Genomic DNA, 16,024 nt, shown 5'->3' with positions numbered 1-16,024 from the left:
TCGTGACGGCAATCGATCTCCTGCGGATCGCCCGTCAGGCGGATCGACTTGATGACCGTCCCCACCTTGAGCGTCTTGCCGGCCCCCTTGACCTCGAGATCCTTGATCAGTGCGACGCTGTCGCCATCCTCGAGCAGGTTCCCGACCGCGTCGCGAACCTCGACCTGCGAGGCCGCGGCCTTGCGTTCCGCAAGCTCCGACGCCGGCATCCACTCGCCGCTTTCCTCGTCATAGGCATAGTCGTCACTGTCACTCATTTCATTCTCCAGACTTGGTCAGAATTGGGTTTCCCGGCCGCCGGCCGATCGAGAAACGGCGCGTGCGAATGGCCTGCCGCTCACAGGGGCCGCTGTCATTTCGCACCCGCGAGATCGATCGCAAGCGCCTGCGCGCCCGCATAATCGGCCGCATAGGCGATGCGGCCCGCCGCTTCGCCAAGGCCGATCCGCCCGAGCATCGCCCGCGGCTGGGGCTGCACCCCCGAGACAATCACCCGCGCGCCCGCCAGCCGGGCCTGTTCGACAAATTCCTCAAGTGCCTGCGCGCCGCTCGCATCGAGGAGCGGTACGAGCCGCATGCGCAAGATGATGACGCGCGGCGACTGCCCGACGCGGCGCAGCGTGTCGAGCAGCTCACCCGCGACCCCGAAAAAGAAGGGACCGGCGATCCGGAACACCTCGACGCCCGGCGGCAGGTCATCGCGCTGGTCGAGATCTTCGGCATCGAGTTCGGCGTCGCGCCGCCCGCTTCGATCGACCTCGACCGCTTCGGCCATACGCGCCATGAAAAGCAGCGACGCGAGCGTCACCCCGACCGCGATCGCCACCGTCAGATCGACGAGGACTGTCAATCCGAAGGTGATGAGCAGCACCGCCCGGTCGCTGTTCGGCATCCGCAGCAGCGCGAGGAAGCGCTGATACTCGCTCATGCCCCAGGCGACCATGAACAGGATCGCGGCGAGCGCCGCCATCGGCACATAGGCCATCAGGTCCGTGCCGAAGAGGATGAAGACGAGCAGAAAGGCCGCGTGCATCATGCCCGCGACGGGCGTCTTCGCACCCGACCGGATATTGGTCGCGGTGCGCGCAATCGCTCCGGTGGCCGGGAGGCCGCCGAACAGCGCCGAACCGAGGTTGGCGACGCCCTGCCCGACCAGTTCCTGGTTCGAACGATGCCGCGTACCGGCCATGCCGTCGGCGACGACTGCGGACAGCAGCGCCTCGATCCCGGCGAGAAAGGCGATCGTGAAGGCCGACGGCAGGACGGCATTGATCTTGACGAGCGAGATGTCGGGAAACGAGGGCAACGGAAGGCCCGCCGGAATGTCGGGAAAGCGCGATCCGATCGTGTCGACCGGCAGGTTCAGAAGCGGGACGGCGAGCGAGGTCACGACCACCGCGATCAGGAAGCCCGGCAGCCGCGGCGCGAATTTGCGGAGCGCGATAATGATCGCCAGCGCGCCGCCGCCGATTCCGATCGCGGCCCAGTTCGCGCTGGGCAGCGCCCCCAGATAAGCCTGCCACTTGGGGAGGAAGTCGGCGGGCACCTTGTCGATGGCGAGGCCGAGGAAATCCTTGACCTGGCTCGAGGCGATGATGACCGCGATCCCCGCGGTGAAGCCGGTCACCACCGGATGCGGGATATATTTGATCATCTGGCCGAAACGGAGCAGTCCCGCCGCGATGAGGATGAGCCCGGCGAGCAAGGTCGCGATCAACAGGCCGTCATAGCCGTGGCTCGCGATGACGTTGAAGATCACGACGACGAAGGCGCCGGTCGGCCCGCCCACCTGCACGCGCGATCCGCCGAGCGCCGAGATCAGGAAACCCGCGACGACGGCTGTAATCAGCCCCTTGTCGGGCGAGGCGCCGCTGGCGATACCGAGTGCCATGGCAAGCGGCAACGCGACGATGGCAACTGTCAGACCCGCGATCGCATCGGCGCGAAATGTGGCGACGGAATAACCCTCGCGAAAGACCGTGAAGAGCTTCGGCGTATAGGCCTCGGACTTCACCGGATTGCGGGCCGGCTCGGAAATTTGGCGGACAGAAGCGCGCGGCCGGGCGCCTTGGGATCGGCGTCGGCGGGCTCGCGAAGCCGCACGCCGCGCCCGGATCCGACACTCGATGAATATTCGCCGACCAGTTCGATGCCGGCGCTTTCCAGCGCCGTAATCACCTTCACCAGCGTATCGACGACACCGCGGACCTGGCCGTTCGACGCCTCCATGCGCTGGATCGTCGGAAGCGAGAGACCCGCGAGTTCGGCAAGCTCGCGCTGGTCGATCCCGAGGAGCGCGCGCGCCGCGCGCATCTGCTGCGATGTGATCATATCGACTCCAATGATGTTTCATACATCATTTATCAATCTTAACATTACGGATCGATGCTGTATATATACATCATGCTCGCCATTATATCGAATATGCTTGCTTTGGCGGGAGCCGCTCGCTGCTCCCACCTTCGCGCAGGAGGCGGCTGATGCCCGATTTCATGCAAACGCCTCTGGATCGCTCTTATCGTGCGGACAACGCCCGAAAATTACCGATCTCCGCCAATCACGGGAATCCTAAGACGGAAAGCGCGGAGCTTCCTGCCTCGGCCTGGAAAGCGATGCTCCGCGGCGCGCGCGGTCGCTGTCCCCGCTGCAACGAAGCGAAGCTATTTCATCGCTTTCTCAAACCCGTCCTTATTTGCTCCGCGTGCGCGCAAGACTGGACGCATCAGCAAGCCGACGATTTCCCGGCTTATATCGCGATCCTCCTGACGGGGCATATTATGGCGCCGATCATCATTGCACTCGTTCAGGACACGAAGCTGTCGCTCATCGCATTGGCCGCGATAATCGTGACCGCCATGCTCGTTTTGATGATCGGGTTCCTTCAACCCGCCAAGGGCGCGATAATCGCATTGCAGTGGTGGTTCGGCATGCACGGATTCACCACGGAACGACGCGCTCCGGAAAATACCGGTCGCGACAAATGAAGGTTATCGGTGGGCCTGCCCCGATCATGGCCCATCGGGCGGGATTTGGAACCTCCGCGCGGCATCCGAACCGCGACAGCGCGGCTAGTGGCTGATAGCGGACGGGCTGCTATCACATCGGATCTGGCCCAAGCGGCCCCTGATTTTGCTGCCGGAAATTATTGCTCCGCTCGTTGGTCAGTCACTTCCGATATTGCCATTGATACTCGGGAATATTGCCCTTGCGAAGAAAAGCGGCGGTCCAGAAATTGATCTTCAATCCGGGCTTGCCGTCGTAGGCCGCCGACTGCACGAAAGCGTGACCGGGGCACGCGATCGTGTCGGACCGCGAGGTGTCGATCAGTTCGAGGCATTGGCCGACGAACCGCGCCGACTTGGGTCCGGTCGATTCCATGCCCGTGATGCGAGCGATGACGGTTCCAGCAGGTGCCGCGATCTTCTTGAGGTAGGGATCAGCGGTGTCGTTCTCCACGATCATTACCACGCCATTTGCCACGGACAACTTGATCTTGTGGTCGACGCCATACCATTCGCCGTCGATCGCCTTCAGCGGATTGGCTGGCAGGTCCGGCACCGTCTGAGCCTGAGCCGGCGATGCCACCAGCGCCAACGCCATAAAAATATTCGCATTTCGCATAAGTTTCCCCCTCTTAATGGAAAAATGCTGCAGCATTCCGCCCGGCCTGGCAATAGCGGCAATCGTTGAGAGGACCGCAGGCGGCTCGCCCTCCCGCACATAAATTGGCCCGTCGCGTCCCATGAGCGACGAACGGTTGGGCGCATCCCATGCCCCTCCGCAACCTTTTGTTAACCTCAAAACCGCATCTTTGCCGCGGGGGGCACTCATACGGCAGCAGCCGAGCGAATGGAGAGTTCGCAGTGCTCGAATTTACGACGAGGCCGACATCGGTCGCCGGGCCGGTCGGGCCGCTGACAATCGACGATCTGCCTTCATCGACGGCAGGCTATTGGGTCGCGCGCCGCAAGGCGGAGTTGCTTGCCGCGATCGATGGCGGGCTGATCGGGCTGGCCGACGCCTGCGCAAGATACCGCCTCAGCGGCGAAGAACTGGAATCGTGGCGCCGCACCATCGACCGGGCGGGCATACCCGGGCTGCGCGCGACGAAGGCACGTCGCCTGCCGGATCTGACTGTCGAATAGATTTTTCGTCACCGCCCGCACCCCCACTGCGTGCGGTGTCCAAGGGGACGGCGCGAGCAGACTGGTCCCTCTCGCGCCGTCCTTTCACATCAGCGGCATTTCAGTTCGCCGCGATCGATAGCCCGCCCGAGCAGCCCGCCGCCGGCCGCGCCGATGATCGTGCCGACCGTGCGATCACGCCCGCCATCGAGTTCGCGCCCGACGAGCGCACCGACGGCGGCGCCAATGATCAATCCGGTCGTGCCATTCTCGCGGCGGCAGTGGTAGCGGCCATCCTTGCTCCGCCAAATACGGTCGTTGTGCGAAATGCGGCGAGGCTCGTAATAGCGCCCATATCCGTCATAAAGACCACGATCCTTGGCGCGCTTGCCGTGCGCCGGCGCCCAGGGCGGCGGATCCGCCAGCGCCGGGCCGGCGGGAACGGCGAGCGCAGCGAGGACCGCGGCGGCGATATATTTTTTCATGACCCGTCTCCTTCAATCATGGACCGGACGTAGCGGCGCGCAGCCGAACCCCGGCTGAACAACCCGCCATGGCTCGGCCGATTGCAGAACGGGTCCTATTTGAACCAACCTGCGGTCGACGTCCAATGCGCGCCAAGGCATCTTTTTTGGCGCAGCGGTACAATTATCACCCGGCCCGCAACATTATATGCGCCGTGCGACCCAGGAGACCTCGTCCTTTCAGGAAACCGAGATCTTCATCTGACGCCCGCACGGTTTCGGCCGCGCGGGCGTCTTTTTTGGCGTCCAAAGATTGGCGATTTGAAGACCAAAGTGGCCGGTTGGATACTGTCCGCTATTAGCCAACGAGTGGGGTAATAGCGGACACTCGGCTAAATTCATCGGATATTTCCGATAGGAATTGACGAGCGTCAACGCATCGGATAATTCCGATGTATGAATATCGATTCCGCGCTTCCCGCTCTCGCCGCTCTCGCCCATCCGACACGTCTCGAAGCCTTCCGCTTTCTTGTCCGGCATGAGCCGGAGGGTCTATCGACCGGTGAACTTGTTGACGCGTCGGGTCTCACGCAGAGCACCTTCTCGACGCATCTCGCTGTGCTCGCGAAAGCCGGTCTCGTAAAATCCGAGAAACTCGGGCGGCAGCAGATACAGCGAGCCGATATCGATACGCTCCGAGAACTGATGCTCTTCCTTGCGAAGGACTGTTGCCAAAGCCGCCCCGAGCTGTGCGAACCGCTTCTGGCCGAACTCACCTGCTGCTGAAGGAACCGGCGTGTGACCGACATCATCATCTACCACAATCCCGACTGCGGCACGTCACGCAACACGCTCGCGCTGATCCGGAATTCCGGGATCGAGCCGCATGTCGTCGAATATCTAAAAACGCCGCCGGCTCGTGCACTGCTCGAACAACTGATCGACCGGGCGGGAATCAAGCCACGCGAATTGCTCCGCGAGAAGGGCACGCCTTATGCAGACCTCGGCCTCGGAAACGAAAGCCTGAGCGATGACATCCTGTTCGATGCGATGATGGAGCATCCCGTCCTCATCAACCGCCCGCTCGTCGTGTCGCCGCTCGGGGTCAGGCTCTGCCGCCCGTCTGAAGCCGTGCTCGACATCCTGCCCGCACAGCAGCTTGGAGCCTTCTCCAAGGAAGATGGCGAACGGGTCGTCGATGCCGCTGGCAATCGCGTCCAGGGATGAGGCCGGCATCTTGACCACTGCCGCCAAACGCGAACGCCTGTCGTTCCTCGACCGCTATCTGACACTCTGGATTTTTCTTGCCATGGGCCTCGGCGTGTTGCTCGGGTCGGCCTTCAAGGGGCTGCCCGCCGCGATCGACGCCATGTCGATCGGAACGACGAACATCCCGATCGCAATCGGCCTCATATTGATGATGTATCCGCCGCTTGCCCGCGTGCGTTACGACGAGCTGCCGCGCGTGTTCGAGGACAAACGCGTTCTGGCGATTTCGCTGATCCAAAACTGGATCATCGGCCCGGCGTTGATGTTCGCGCTCGCGGTCATCTTCCTCTCGGACAAGCCCGAATATATGACAGGCCTGATCCTGATCGGCCTCGCGCGCTGCATCGCAATGGTGATCGTCTGGAACCAGCTCGCGAAGGGCGACAATCAATATGTCGCGGCGCTCGTCGCCTTCAATTCGATCTTCCAGATCCTCTTCTTCAGCATCTACGCCTGGTTCTTCCTGACCGTCCTGCCGCCGCTGTTCGGGCTCGAAGGCAGCGTCATCGACGTGAGCTTCTGGACGATCGCCGAAGCGGTTCTCATCTATCTCGGCATTCCCTTCATTGCCGGCTACCTCACCCGCCGCTTTCTCACGAAGGCGAAGGGAGACGAGTGGTACGAGACGCGCTTCCTGCCCAGGATCGGCCCGATCACGCTCGTCGCGCTGCTGTTCACGATCGTCGCGATGTTCAGCCTCAAGGGCGGCGAGATCGTCACCATCCCTGCCGACGTCGTGCGGATCGCGATCCCGCTCACTATCTACTTCGTCGTCCAATTCCTCATCAGCTTCTGGATGGGCAAGCTCATCGAGGCGGACTATCCGCGCACCACCGCGGTCGCCTTCACCGCCGCAGGCAATAATTTCGAGCTCGCTATCGCGGTGGCCATCGCGGCCTTCGGGCTCGCTTCGCCGGTCGCCTTCGCCGCCGTGATCGGGCCGCTCGTCGAGGTTCCCATCCTCATTCTCCTCGTCGGCGTCGCTTTCCGCCTCGGACGCCGCTGGTTTCCCTCGACCGTTCCTTCACAATCCTGAGTATCATGACAGAACAGACCCATAATCGCCTGCGCACGCTTACCGATCCCGACCGTCTGCCGGCGCTCAGCCCCGAATATCTCCGCGCGCAACCCGCCCTCGGCCTCGGCCCGCTCGATCCGGCGCCGCGCATCCTCCTCCTCTACGGGTCTTTACGCGAACGCTCCTATTCGCGCCTCGTCGTGGAAGAGACGGCGCGCCTGCTCCAGCTCTTCGGCTGCGAGACACGCATCTTCGATCCGTCTGACCTCCCCTTGCCCGATCAGATCGCCGACGACGACCACCCCGCGGTCGAGGAGCTGCGGCAGCATTCGATCTGGTCCGAAGGCCAGGTCTGGTGCAGCCCCGAACGCCATGGCCAGATTACCGGAATCATGAAGGCACAGGTCGACCATCTCCCCCTCGCCTACAAGGGCCTTCGCCCGACGCAGGGCCGCACGCTGGCCGTGATGCAGGTGTCGGCAGGATCGCAATCGTTCAACAGCGTCAACACGCTGCGCGTCCTTGGCCGCTGGATGCGGATGATCACCATTCCCAACCAGTCGAGCGTCGCGAAGGCCTATCAGGAGTTCGACGAGGCCGGCCGGATGCTGCCCTCGAGCTACTACGACCGTATCGTCGACGTCGCAGAGGAGTTGGTGCGCTTCACCGTGCTGACACGCGGTCATGCGGACCAGCTCGTCGACCGCTATTCCGAGCGCAAGGACCGCAAGAAACCAACTGCCACGCCGGCTGAACTAGCCCGGTTGCCGGGGCGCTGAAGAGCCATCGGGACCAGTTTCCGCCCATTGCCCACACTTCGATATGAGTAAAATCGCTTCAGCGATGCCTTGGCACTTCTACATCGCTCACAGCAGTCGTTGCCACCAACCGACGTCGTGCCAAGCATCGAATTTTCGCCCGACCTCACGGTAGATGCCCACCGGCTCGAAGCCCATGGTTTCGTGCAGCCCGACGCTTGCGTCGTTTGGGAGTGCGATGCCAGCAAAAGCCGCGTGATAGCCCAAGCTTGCCGCGTCAGCCAGCAGGCGCGAGTATAGACTTCGCGCTACACCGCGCCGTTGCGCGCCAGGCGCCACATAGACTGCTACATCGACAGATGTCCGGTATGCGGCGCGCGCCCTATGTTCGCTGGCGTAGGCATAACCGACGACCCGCCCATCCACTTCGGCTACCAGATAGGGATAGCGCGGCAGAATAGCGGCGATGCGCCTTTCAATCTCCATAATATCAGGCGGGACTTCCTCGAACGAGATGGTGGTGGCAGTTACATAGGGTGCGTAAATTACTTGAACCGCTGGCGCGTCCCCCATCGTTATTTGACGCACATGCATGTTTGCACCACCTCCGAAGCAGAATTTAATCAGACTGGCCCGCCACGTCCCGGCAATCAAGGCACTGCGTCCACTTAAGCCTGTGAGGAGCGCGGAGGCTGCCTGTACGGAAGCCGCCCACTCCGGCCATTCGCCGCAGATCTGGTCCCATGCAGGATTGGCCGATTTCTGACCGGCAGCTTCCGGCCGCCAATCCGAGGTAGCCGACATTCGCCAGGATCGCATGCGGACGGCGCAAAGCGAACGATTGCAGTGCCCTTCCGACGAAGGTGCGAAACCTGCTCTCCAAACGGTCAGGATGATCGCTTTGAGATCTCGGGTACCAATCGCCGTGAAGTGCGAGCAAAGTCGCACGGCGTAATCATCTCGGCGCCATATGCCCCGGTAGAAACCGGGAATGCCATTTGCTATCCAACGCTCATGCCCCTTCTCCTTGCTGTCGCGCTGATCGCGCCGTCCGTTTCCGAAGCATCCGAAACACCTAACCAGGCCTGCTTCGAGATTTTCGCCGATTCTGAGGGTGAGATGGCCCGTGCGACCGATCCCGCCTGGCGGAAGAAGGCCCTGCCGGAAATCGAGAAACTGCGCGCCGAGAGCGAACGGCGCCGATCCCGGATCGACGGCGAACTCGCAAAACGGGCAAGAGATCGCGACCGGCTGCAACGCGACTACGACCGCGGCGCGATTCACGACGACGACTTCAGATCGGCGCGCTTCGAGCTGGAAACCGAGGTGCGGACCCTCGTCGCCGAGCGCGACGCGAAGCAGATACCGGCCTGCGACTTCTGATCGGCACCCCTAGAGGGGCTTAATTCTGTCCGAACTCGGCCGGTCCAGGAGAACCGGAGTTGCACGTTTGACTTTCGCGCGCCGGCCTGTTTCAGAAAGGCGCGTCATGAGAATCCAGTCCCTTTCGGCTGCGGTGATGTCGAGCTGGCCCCGGTGGATGCCTGTTGCAGGCCTGGTAGCACTTCTGCTGCATCCGGCACAAACGGACGGTATCGCTCTTGCCGGAACAAGCGCGATCCTTGTCGGCTGCATCCTCGCGACGGTCCATCATGGCGAGGTCGTCGCCCACCGGGTAGGAGAACCGTTCGGCACGCTGATCCTCGCAGGCGCGGTCACCATTATCGAGGCTTCGCTGATTCTGTCCATGATGCTGAGCGGGTCGGCGAATCCGGCCTTGCCGCGCGATACGGTGTTTGCCGCAATCATGCTTATCCTCAACGGCGTTGTCGGCGGATGCCTGTTGGTCGGCGGCATTCGGCACGGCGAGCAGCGTTTCGTGCTCGAAGGAGTCAACGCCGCGCTCTGCGTGCTGGCGGCGATGGCAACGCTGGTACTTGTTCTGCCGAGTGTGAGCGCGAACGCAGCCTCGCCCTCTTATTCCGCCGCGCAGCTTATATTTACCGCGATCGTGTCGACGCTGCTCTACGCAACCTTCGTGTTTGTCCAGACCATCCGCCATCGCGACTATTTCCTGCCTGAAGGCGTAGGCGCGCTGGCCGGCGATGCGCATGCTTCGCCACCCAGCTCGCGCGCGGCGGCACTATCGCTTGGCCTTCTTCTGCTCGCGTTGGTGAGCGTTGTCTTCCTCGCCAAAAGCCTCTCCAAACCGTTCGAAACAGCGATCGCTGCCGCCGCATTGCCGCGCGCGCTTGTCGGCATTGCCGTCGCCGCGCTCGTTCTCGCTCCGGAAAGTCTTGCGGCATTGCGCGCTGCGCGGCGCGACCGCCTCCAGACAAGTCTCAACCTTGCGCTGGGATCGGCGCTTGCGACAATCGGCCTTACGATCCCGACGGTAGCGATTGCGGCACTCGTCATGGGCTGGCCGCTATCCCTCGGCCTCGACCCCAAGGGCATGACACTTCTGGCGCTCTCGCTTGGCGTCGCGATTTTATCTTTCGGAACCGGACGAACCACGATTTTGCAGGGCGCCGTGCATCTCGTACTGTTGGCCGCCTATATTTTTACGACGGTCTTTTCCTGATCGTCCTGAGTTCGCCGTGCCGGGCAAAGTCTGATGATGCGACGGGCCGAAGCAGTGGCGAAGCAAAAAGCTCTTGAAAGTGATTTGGCGCTTCCTAGCTTTTTATCGCCGGGCGCCGAAACCGGGCCCGGTGGGTCAAATGAGAGCGCCGGCTCTCTCCGGCGCGTCTCATGCCCAAATTGCTCACTTAGGAGGATTTGGAAAATGAGAAGCAGCTTTGATTTTGCGCCTTTCCGGCGCTCCACGGTCGGTTTCGACCGCCTGTTCGATCTCCTCGAGACCGATCAGCGCGGCGACGGCAGCGAAGGCTATCCGCCCTTCGACCTCTCGCGGCGGGGCGAGGACAGCTATCGCATCACGCTAGCGGTGGCGGGCTTCCGCCCCGAGGATATCGAGGTGGTCGCCCAGCAGAACCAGCTCACCATCAGCGGCAAGCGCGGCGAAGAGAAGGACGAGGAGCAGTATCTCCACCGCGGGATCGCGGCTCGCCCCTTTGAACGGCGCTTCCAGCTTGCCGACTATGTCGAAGTCGAATCCGCCGGTTTCGACAATGGTCTGCTGCGGATCGATCTGCAGCGCGTCGTCCCCGAGGCGATGAAGCCGCGCAAGATCGAGATCGGCGGCAGCTCGCCCGCCCAGGATCGCCTCGCAGCCCCGCGGGAGAAAGACCGCGAATCGGCCTGATCGAGGCCACCGGCTCGCCGCCGATGACGGCGGCGAGCCTTGCTGAACCCTCTAGCCAGAAAGGAGATGACATCATGTCTATTCGTGATCTGATTCCCTGGAGCCGGCAGGAGAACCGGCTCCCCGTCGCGGTGCGCGCCGAGCAGGGGCGGGGCGATCATCCGCTCCTCTCGCTTCACCGCGACGTCAACCGGCTGTTCGACGATGTCTTTCGCGGCTTCGGCCTGTCGTCGTTCGGCGGTCTCGGCCGCGAACCCGCGTGGCCGAACCTCGAGTTCGGCGAGACCGACAAGGAGGTCCGCATCGTCGCCGAGCTCCCCGGGCTGGACGAGAAGGATGTCGACATCAGTGTCGAGGAAGGCGTGCTGACGCTTCGCGGCGAGAAGAAGTCCGAAGTCGAAGACAAGGACCGCGGCTATAGCGAACGCAGCTACGGCCGCTTCGAGCGGCGGATCGGTCTCCCGCGCGGTGTCGAACGCGAAAAGGCGAGCGCGACCTTCAGAAATGGCGTGCTCACGGTCACCCTGCCGAAGGCGGAGGCGGCGAACGAAAATGTCCGCCGTATCCCGATCAATGGACAGGCGGCGTGACGGGCAGGTCCGGGACTTCGGTCCCGGGCCGGGCTACGGGGGCGCGTCGCCCCCCTCGCCGGCAAATGATAATTGTGCATCGGTCGGCCATCGCGCCAGCATGTTGCCGCCCGATGCATGGGCGATTATCGAGCCTGTGCCCCTTCGTGTAAACCAGTCGGGCCGCGCGCATGCCGGACTGTGGCGGTTGCGCTTCGGCCCGCGCTGGGTTCCACGGGCCGATCCGCTGACCGGATGGACCGGCGGCGGCGATCCCCTCGGACAGATCGAACTTCGCTTCGCGAACCGCGATGCGGCCGAGCTTTACTGCCGGCGAGCGACTATCCCGTTCGAGATACGGGGCTCGTCTGAAGTACGCCGGCCAGCCATGCCCTGCTTGACTAGCGAAGCGCCGCCCCGGCTTTGTTGCTCGCCAACTGGTCCGCACGCTTTGCGCTGCGGCGATTATCCGATCGGCGCGCACCGCGAAACACAGGCCAGGCCGGACGCGGCGAGTCATTCTGCATTCAGTTTCGCAGGATAGATTTTGGCTTCCATCATCAACAGAGGAGGACGATTGATGCGTAAAATCCGTACGGCCGTCTTCGCCGGTGTCGCGGCTCTTGCAGCCGCAGGCACGGCGTTGGCGGCACCTGCCGAAACCCGTGTGATGAAGGTCGGTCTGCCCGATGGCTCGATCGCGCGGATCGAATATCGAGGCGAGATCGCGCCGAAGGTTGTCGTGGCGCCCGCGGCACGCTTCGTTCCGGTCCAGTGGATCGACCCGTTCGACGCGGCCCCCTTCGCGATGTTCGACCGGATCGCGGCGGCAATGAACCGGCAAAGCGACATGATGATGCGGCATATGCTCGCGCTGCAATCTCAGCCGAATCCGCTCGGAGAGATCAACCTCGCCAGCCTCGGCTCGCTGCCGGCCGGAACCGTAAGCTATCGTTACGTAGCGACCAGCAGCGGAGCGGGAACCTGCAGCCGCAGCGTCGAGGTCACTTCGCACGGGTCCGGACAGAAGCCCAAGGTCGTGTCGAGGAGCTCCGGCGACTGCGGGGGCATGTTGTCGGACCCGACCGCCGAAGAGACCGAGGTCGCGATCGAACACCCGGCGCAATACACGACCTAGAGCCACCGGGAGCGCGGAGCGGCGCATCACGCGCTGCTCCCCCTTTGGGCTTTTGTTCTCTTTTGCGCCGTAAAAAATGGAACATGAGACGACGGAAACGCGTTTTATTTTACCCGCCGCTCACGGGCTTGCCCAATCGGGCGGCGCAGTTTCTCGAAACCCGAAACTTAGCCCGGCGGGCGAATCTTGAGGCATGTTCCCATGACCTGTATCGACGCAGAGCTTCTTTCCCGGCTCCCCATCACAGATGTGCAGAAGGTTACCTTCTATAAGCGCGACGAACTCACAACCGACCTGGTCTGTTGCGACGTCAGGGTCGCCGGAAAAGTCTGGACGTTCGATGAAGCGCTGGTTGGATGGGAATTGCTGATCGAGCACCTGAAGGGCCTTCCCGGATTCCGCTCTGGCGCGCTGTCAGCGATGTGCGATCCGCCTTTAGAAGTCTCCGAATCAGTGGCATTTGAACGGTAGTGTTCCTTCGCTCGGCCGCAGCGGCGGGAAGCCTATGTTGATCTGGACCGATTGCTACCGGTCCTCATTCCTCTCGCCCCCTGGATTCCTTCAATGGCGCAAGCGATTCGTCACTGCTCTTCAAATATGATAACCTCTGGCAGATGCTGCGTAACAACCACGAGGTTGATTATGACGGACGATTGGCGAGTGGATGACTTGGCGCTGTGCGTCAGCCGGCACGACTGCTACCCCTCCCAGGTTCGTCCCGGAGCGATTTTCACTGTCCGCGCCGTGCTCGCTAACATGCCCGACCTTGCCGGGGGGAATGCCGGGACGGCGCTGAACTTCAGAGATGTTGCGGAACTGGGGCCGCGCGCAGCCTATTGCGCGAGCCGCTTTCGCAAAATCGCGCCACATGCCCCCGACGCATTCGACTCCGAGGTGATCGAGATGCTGTGCGGCTTGCGGCGAGCTTCTCGCTGAACGGTTGAAATTTAGCTCTCATTTTAATCGACCGAGACGATTACTGTACCCGAAAAATTGGAATTGAGCCGCCGGGACGGAGTGCATAGATGCGCCTCTGCAAATCGTTTTGCAGTGCAGCAAACAAAGGAAACACTCTCCCATGGGTATCATCGGAAGCTCGATCAAGCCGTTCAACGCCACCTCATACTACCAGGGCAAGTTCGTCCCCGTGACGGACGCCGACACCAAAGGCAAGTGGGCGGTTTTCTTCTTCTATCCGGCCGACTTTACCTTCGTCTGCCCGACCGAGCTCGAAGACCTCGCGGATCAGTATGCCACGCTTCAGGGCCTCGGCGTCGAGGTCTATTCGGTGTCGACCGACACGCATTTCAGCCACAAGGCCTGGCACGACAGCTCGCCCGCGATCGGGAAGATCAACTATCACATGCTCGGCGACCAGAACCACGTCCTCGCCAACAATTTCGGCGTGCTGCGTGAAGATTCGGGCCTCGCCGACCGCGCGACCTTCGTTGTCGATCCCGACGGCGTGATCCAGGTGATGGAAATCACCAGCGAAGGCGTCGGCCGCAATGCCGAGGAACTCGTCCGCAAGATCAAGGCTGCAGTCTATGTCCGCGCCAACCCCGGCCAGGTCTGCCCGGCGAAGTGGGAAGAAGGCGCCGAAACGCTGGCTCCCTCGATCGAACTCGTCGGCAAGATCTAAGCCGATTTGCGAGGACCGGGCGGGCGGCGCCCGCCCGGTCTCAGCTTTTCATAAAACAAAAGATTCTGACGCCGTTCCCCGCGGCGAACCCCTGTTTCTGTCCGAAAGGCTCTCCCCATGCCGATGCTCGACGCCAACACGACCTCCCAGCTCAAGACCTATCTCGGCAACCTTCGCCGACCGATCGAGCTGGTCGCAAGCCTCGACGCATCGCCCAAGTCGGCCGAGATGCGCAGCCTGGTCGAAGAGGTCGCGGCGCAGTCGGACCTCGTCACCGCGCGGTTCGACGGCGACGACGCCCGCCGCCCGTCCTTCGCGATCCGCGCCGATGAGGGCCGCGCCGAAGCCATGTTCGCGGGCCTGCCGATGGGGCATGAATTCACTTCGCTGATCCTCGCGCTCCTCCATGTCGGCGGTCATCCGCCGAAAGAAGAGGCCGAACTGCTTGACGCGGTGCGTGCGCTGGAAGGCGATTTCGTCTTCGAAACCTTCTTCTCGCTGTCATGCCAGAATTGCCCCGATGTCGTGCAGGCGCTCAACATCATGGCGGCGCTCAACCCGAACATCCGCCACACGGCGATCGACGGCGCGCTGTTCCAGGACGAGGTCGAACGACGTCAGGTGATGGCGGTACCCGCGGTGTTCCTCAACGGCGAACCCTTCGGCCAGGGCCGCATGGACCTCGCGCAGATCGTCGCCAAGCTCGACACCGGCGCGGTCGCGCGCGCCGCCGAAAAGATCGCCGCGAAGGAACCGTTCGACGTGCTCGTCGTGGGCGGCGGGCCCGGCGGCGCCGCGGCCGCCATCTATGCCGCGCGCAAGGGCATCCGCACCGGCATCGTCGCCGAACGCTTCGGCGGGCAGGTGCTCGACACGCTGGGGATCGAGAATTTCATTTCGGTCCAGCACACCGAGGGCCCGAAACTCGCCACGCAGCTCGAGGCGCATGTGAAGGATTATGACGTCGACGTCATGAACGTTCAGGAAGCCGCCGAGCTCATCCCCGGCGGCGCGCACGGCCTCCACGAAGTGAAGCTCAAGAGCGGCGCGAGCGTGAAGGGCAAGACCGTGATCCTGTCGACCGGCGCGCGCTGGCGCCAAATGGGCGTCCCGGGCGAAGCCGAATATCGCAACAAGGGCGTCGCCTATTGCCCGCACTGCGACGGCCCGCTGTTCAAGGGCAAGCGCGTCGCGGTGATCGGTGGGGGCAATTCGGGCGTTGAGGCGGCGATCGATCTCGCCGGGCTCGCCGCGCATGTGACGCTGATCGAGTTCGATAGCCAGCTTCGCGCCGACGCGGTGCTCCAGACAAAGCTACGCAGCCTGGCCAATGTCACGATCATTACGTCAGCGCTCACCACCGAGGTGCTCGGCAATGGTGAGAAGGTGGTTGGCCTGCGTTATCGCGACCGCAACAAGGATGAGGAACATCTTGTCGAACTCGAAGGCATCTTCGTCCAGATCGGCCTCATTCCGAACACGGAATGGCTGGGCAGCGCCGTGGCGCTCAGCGACCGCGGCGAGATCGAGGTAGACGCGCGCGGCGCGACAAGCCAGCCCGGTATATTTGCCGCGGGCGACGTGACGACCGTGCCGTACAAGCAGATCGTCATCGCGATGGGCGAAGGATCAAAGGCGTCGCTCTCTGCGTTCGATCACCTAATCCGCTCCTCGGCTTGATGTGACTGGGCCGATAATTTCTCCGCTGAAGTCGGAACTACAGAATCCAAATGCAGCCGTTTTTGGCCGATTGCGGCCTGACCGCTTTCAGGAG

22 protein-coding genes are annotated in these 16,024 nt (G+C 62.7%); 16 read left to right on the top strand and 6 right to left on the bottom strand.

Translation table 11 applies throughout. From position 1 onward, the window contains the following. The 3 genes from ACTJI5_RS22715 to ACTJI5_RS22705 all read right to left on the bottom strand — a co-directional run. A partial coding sequence (locus ACTJI5_RS22715) for a PhnA domain-containing protein (protein ID WP_440861931.1) occupies positions 1 to 257 on the bottom strand: 257 nt, incomplete at its 3' end. A 95-nt stretch (positions 258 to 352) separates the two neighbouring features. Next, a complete protein-coding gene (locus ACTJI5_RS22710) occupies positions 353 to 2,014 on the bottom strand; it encodes a SulP family inorganic anion transporter (RefSeq protein ID WP_152682485.1) in 1,662 nt (553 codons plus the stop codon). Continuing rightward, positions 2,011 to 2,331 (bottom strand): helix-turn-helix domain-containing protein, encoded by a 321-nt coding sequence (locus tag ACTJI5_RS22705; RefSeq protein WP_062186927.1) that lies wholly within the window; start codon positions 2,329 to 2,331, stop codon positions 2,011 to 2,013. The genes ACTJI5_RS22710 and ACTJI5_RS22705 overlap by 4 nt, the downstream gene beginning before the upstream one ends. Before the next feature lie 149 nt (positions 2,332 to 2,480). On the opposite strand from ACTJI5_RS22705, the gene ACTJI5_RS22700 reads away from it, so the two are divergent. Next, a complete protein-coding gene (locus ACTJI5_RS22700; protein ID WP_336444415.1) occupies positions 2,481 to 2,984 on the top strand; it encodes a DUF983 domain-containing protein in 504 nt (167 codons plus the stop codon). A 181-nt stretch (positions 2,985 to 3,165) separates the two neighbouring features. Here the strand turns inward: ACTJI5_RS22700 and ACTJI5_RS22695 are convergent, their stop codons facing one another. After that, complete coding sequence (locus ACTJI5_RS22695) at positions 3,166 to 3,600, bottom strand: hypothetical protein (protein ID WP_440861930.1); 435 nt, start codon at positions 3,598 to 3,600, stop codon at positions 3,166 to 3,168. Between the two features lie 263 nt (positions 3,601 to 3,863). Between ACTJI5_RS22695 and ACTJI5_RS22690 the strand changes: the two genes are divergently transcribed. Further along, entirely contained in the window at positions 3,864 to 4,145 is a 282-nt protein-coding gene (locus ACTJI5_RS22690; RefSeq protein WP_440861929.1) for a DUF1153 domain-containing protein, read from the top strand. Positions 4,146 to 4,234: 89 nt separating this feature from the next. Here ACTJI5_RS22690 and ACTJI5_RS22685 read toward each other — a convergent pair whose 3' ends face one another. Further along, positions 4,235 to 4,609, bottom strand: a complete 375-nt coding sequence (locus ACTJI5_RS22685) for a glycine zipper 2TM domain-containing protein (RefSeq protein WP_058538768.1) — start codon at positions 4,607 to 4,609, stop codon at positions 4,235 to 4,237. A 435-nt stretch (positions 4,610 to 5,044) separates the two neighbouring features. Between ACTJI5_RS22685 and ACTJI5_RS22680 the strand changes: the two genes are divergently transcribed. From ACTJI5_RS22680 to arsH, 4 genes are read left to right on the top strand one after another with little or no spacing between them, the layout of a single operon-like run. After that, positions 5,045 to 5,374 carry an ArsR/SmtB family transcription factor gene (locus ACTJI5_RS22680; protein ID WP_058538767.1) on the top strand — a complete coding sequence of 110 codons (330 nt, stop codon included), beginning with the start codon at positions 5,045 to 5,047 and terminating at the stop codon, positions 5,372 to 5,374. A 12-nt stretch (positions 5,375 to 5,386) separates the two neighbouring features. Then, positions 5,387 to 5,815, top strand: coding sequence for an arsenate reductase (glutaredoxin) (gene arsC / locus ACTJI5_RS22675; RefSeq protein WP_440861928.1), 429 nt, complete (start codon positions 5,387 to 5,389; stop codon positions 5,813 to 5,815). Between the two features lie 10 nt (positions 5,816 to 5,825). Next, the gene (gene arsB / locus ACTJI5_RS22670) at positions 5,826 to 6,893 is read left to right on the top strand and encodes an ACR3 family arsenite efflux transporter (RefSeq protein WP_062186929.1); all 1,068 of its coding nucleotides are present in this window, start codon (positions 5,826 to 5,828) and stop codon (positions 6,891 to 6,893) included. A gap of 5 nt (positions 6,894 to 6,898) precedes the next feature. Then, entirely contained in the window at positions 6,899 to 7,654 is a 756-nt protein-coding gene (gene arsH / locus ACTJI5_RS22665; protein WP_336444417.1) for an arsenical resistance protein ArsH, read from the top strand. Between the two features lie 87 nt (positions 7,655 to 7,741). On the opposite strand, the gene ACTJI5_RS22660 is transcribed toward arsH, so the two are convergent. Further along, complete coding sequence (locus tag ACTJI5_RS22660) at positions 7,742 to 8,437, bottom strand: arsinothricin resistance N-acetyltransferase ArsN1 family B (protein ID WP_238586767.1); 696 nt, start codon at positions 8,435 to 8,437, stop codon at positions 7,742 to 7,744. A gap of 210 nt (positions 8,438 to 8,647) precedes the next feature. Here ACTJI5_RS22660 and ACTJI5_RS22655 point away from each other — a divergent pair, with 210 nt between their 5' ends. From ACTJI5_RS22655 to ahpF, 10 genes are all read left to right on the top strand, one after another. Beyond that, complete coding sequence (locus tag ACTJI5_RS22655) at positions 8,648 to 9,016, top strand: hypothetical protein (RefSeq protein ID WP_062185588.1); 369 nt, start codon at positions 8,648 to 8,650, stop codon at positions 9,014 to 9,016. Between the two features lie 136 nt (positions 9,017 to 9,152). Continuing rightward, on the top strand, positions 9,153 to 10,217 hold the full coding sequence (locus ACTJI5_RS22650; RefSeq protein WP_056369396.1) for a calcium:proton antiporter: 1,065 nt from the start codon (positions 9,153 to 9,155) through the stop codon (positions 10,215 to 10,217). Between the two features lie 204 nt (positions 10,218 to 10,421). After that, entirely contained in the window at positions 10,422 to 10,901 is a 480-nt protein-coding gene (locus ACTJI5_RS22645; RefSeq protein WP_062185590.1) for an Hsp20 family protein, read from the top strand. Between the two features lie 74 nt (positions 10,902 to 10,975). Further along, positions 10,976 to 11,491 (top strand): Hsp20/alpha crystallin family protein, encoded by a 516-nt coding sequence (locus tag ACTJI5_RS22640; protein WP_440861927.1) that lies wholly within the window; start codon positions 10,976 to 10,978, stop codon positions 11,489 to 11,491. Further along, entirely contained in the window at positions 11,406 to 12,014 is a 609-nt protein-coding gene (locus ACTJI5_RS22635; RefSeq protein WP_152682487.1) for an NADH dehydrogenase ubiquinone Fe-S protein 4, read from the top strand. Before ACTJI5_RS22640 ends, ACTJI5_RS22635 begins: the two co-directional genes overlap by 86 nt. A 36-nt stretch (positions 12,015 to 12,050) precedes the next feature. Further along, positions 12,051 to 12,608 carry a hypothetical protein gene (locus ACTJI5_RS22630; protein ID WP_056369390.1) on the top strand — a complete coding sequence of 186 codons (558 nt, stop codon included), beginning with the start codon at positions 12,051 to 12,053 and terminating at the stop codon, positions 12,606 to 12,608. A 201-nt stretch (positions 12,609 to 12,809) separates the two neighbouring features. Next, complete coding sequence (locus ACTJI5_RS22625; protein ID WP_056369389.1) at positions 12,810 to 13,079, top strand: hypothetical protein; 270 nt, start codon at positions 12,810 to 12,812, stop codon at positions 13,077 to 13,079. A 171-nt stretch (positions 13,080 to 13,250) separates the two neighbouring features. After that, entirely contained in the window at positions 13,251 to 13,544 is a 294-nt protein-coding gene (locus ACTJI5_RS22620) for a hypothetical protein (RefSeq protein WP_056369387.1), read from the top strand. Positions 13,545 to 13,686: 142 nt separating this feature from the next. Beyond that, complete coding sequence (gene ahpC, locus ACTJI5_RS22615; protein WP_062185594.1) at positions 13,687 to 14,250, top strand: alkyl hydroperoxide reductase subunit C; 564 nt, start codon at positions 13,687 to 13,689, stop codon at positions 14,248 to 14,250. Between the two features lie 123 nt (positions 14,251 to 14,373). Then, complete coding sequence (gene ahpF, locus ACTJI5_RS22610; RefSeq protein WP_440861932.1) at positions 14,374 to 15,930, top strand: alkyl hydroperoxide reductase subunit F; 1,557 nt, start codon at positions 14,374 to 14,376, stop codon at positions 15,928 to 15,930. The last annotated feature ends 94 nt before the right edge of the window (positions 15,931 to 16,024 follow it).

This window comes from Sphingopyxis sp. 22461, from assembly GCF_052044915.1.
Taxonomy (GTDB): Bacteria; Pseudomonadota; Alphaproteobacteria; order Sphingomonadales; family Sphingomonadaceae; genus Sphingopyxis.
This window is presented reverse-complemented; position numbering and strand designations above follow the sequence as displayed.

Bases quoted from the DNA above. Each gene is read 5' to 3' on its own strand.
- ACTJI5_RS22705 (WP_062186927.1), bottom strand. From the start codon at position 2,331: ATGATCACATCGCAGCAGATGCGCGCGGCGCGCGCGCTCCTCGGGATC.
- ACTJI5_RS22700 (WP_336444415.1), top strand. From the start codon at position 2,481: ATGCCCGATTTCATGCAAACGCCTCTGGATCGCTCTTATCGTGCGGAC.
- ACTJI5_RS22695 (WP_440861930.1), bottom strand. From the start codon at position 3,600: ATGGCGTTGGCGCTGGTGGCATCGCCGGCTCAGGCTCAGACGGTGCCG.
- ACTJI5_RS22685 (WP_058538768.1), bottom strand. From the start codon at position 4,609: ATGAAAAAATATATCGCCGCCGCGGTCCTCGCTGCGCTCGCCGTTCCC.
- ACTJI5_RS22680 (WP_058538767.1), top strand. From the start codon at position 5,045: ATGAATATCGATTCCGCGCTTCCCGCTCTCGCCGCTCTCGCCCATCCG.
- arsH (WP_336444417.1), top strand. From the start codon at position 6,899: ATGACAGAACAGACCCATAATCGCCTGCGCACGCTTACCGATCCCGAC.
- ACTJI5_RS22660 (WP_238586767.1), bottom strand. From the start codon at position 8,437: ATGTCGGCTACCTCGGATTGGCGGCCGGAAGCTGCCGGTCAGAAATCG.
- ACTJI5_RS22655 (WP_062185588.1), top strand. From the start codon at position 8,648: ATGCCCCTTCTCCTTGCTGTCGCGCTGATCGCGCCGTCCGTTTCCGAA.
- ACTJI5_RS22650 (WP_056369396.1), top strand. From the start codon at position 9,153: ATGTCGAGCTGGCCCCGGTGGATGCCTGTTGCAGGCCTGGTAGCACTT.
- ACTJI5_RS22645 (WP_062185590.1), top strand. From the start codon at position 10,422: ATGAGAAGCAGCTTTGATTTTGCGCCTTTCCGGCGCTCCACGGTCGGT.
- ACTJI5_RS22640 (WP_440861927.1), top strand. From the start codon at position 10,976: ATGTCTATTCGTGATCTGATTCCCTGGAGCCGGCAGGAGAACCGGCTC.
- ACTJI5_RS22635 (WP_152682487.1), top strand. From the start codon at position 11,406: ATGGCGTGCTCACGGTCACCCTGCCGAAGGCGGAGGCGGCGAACGAAA.
- ACTJI5_RS22630 (WP_056369390.1), top strand. From the start codon at position 12,051: ATGCGTAAAATCCGTACGGCCGTCTTCGCCGGTGTCGCGGCTCTTGCA.
- ACTJI5_RS22625 (WP_056369389.1), top strand. From the start codon at position 12,810: ATGACCTGTATCGACGCAGAGCTTCTTTCCCGGCTCCCCATCACAGAT.
- ACTJI5_RS22620 (WP_056369387.1), top strand. From the start codon at position 13,251: ATGACGGACGATTGGCGAGTGGATGACTTGGCGCTGTGCGTCAGCCGG.
- ahpC (WP_062185594.1), top strand. From the start codon at position 13,687: ATGGGTATCATCGGAAGCTCGATCAAGCCGTTCAACGCCACCTCATAC.
- ahpF (WP_440861932.1), top strand. From the start codon at position 14,374: ATGCTCGACGCCAACACGACCTCCCAGCTCAAGACCTATCTCGGCAAC.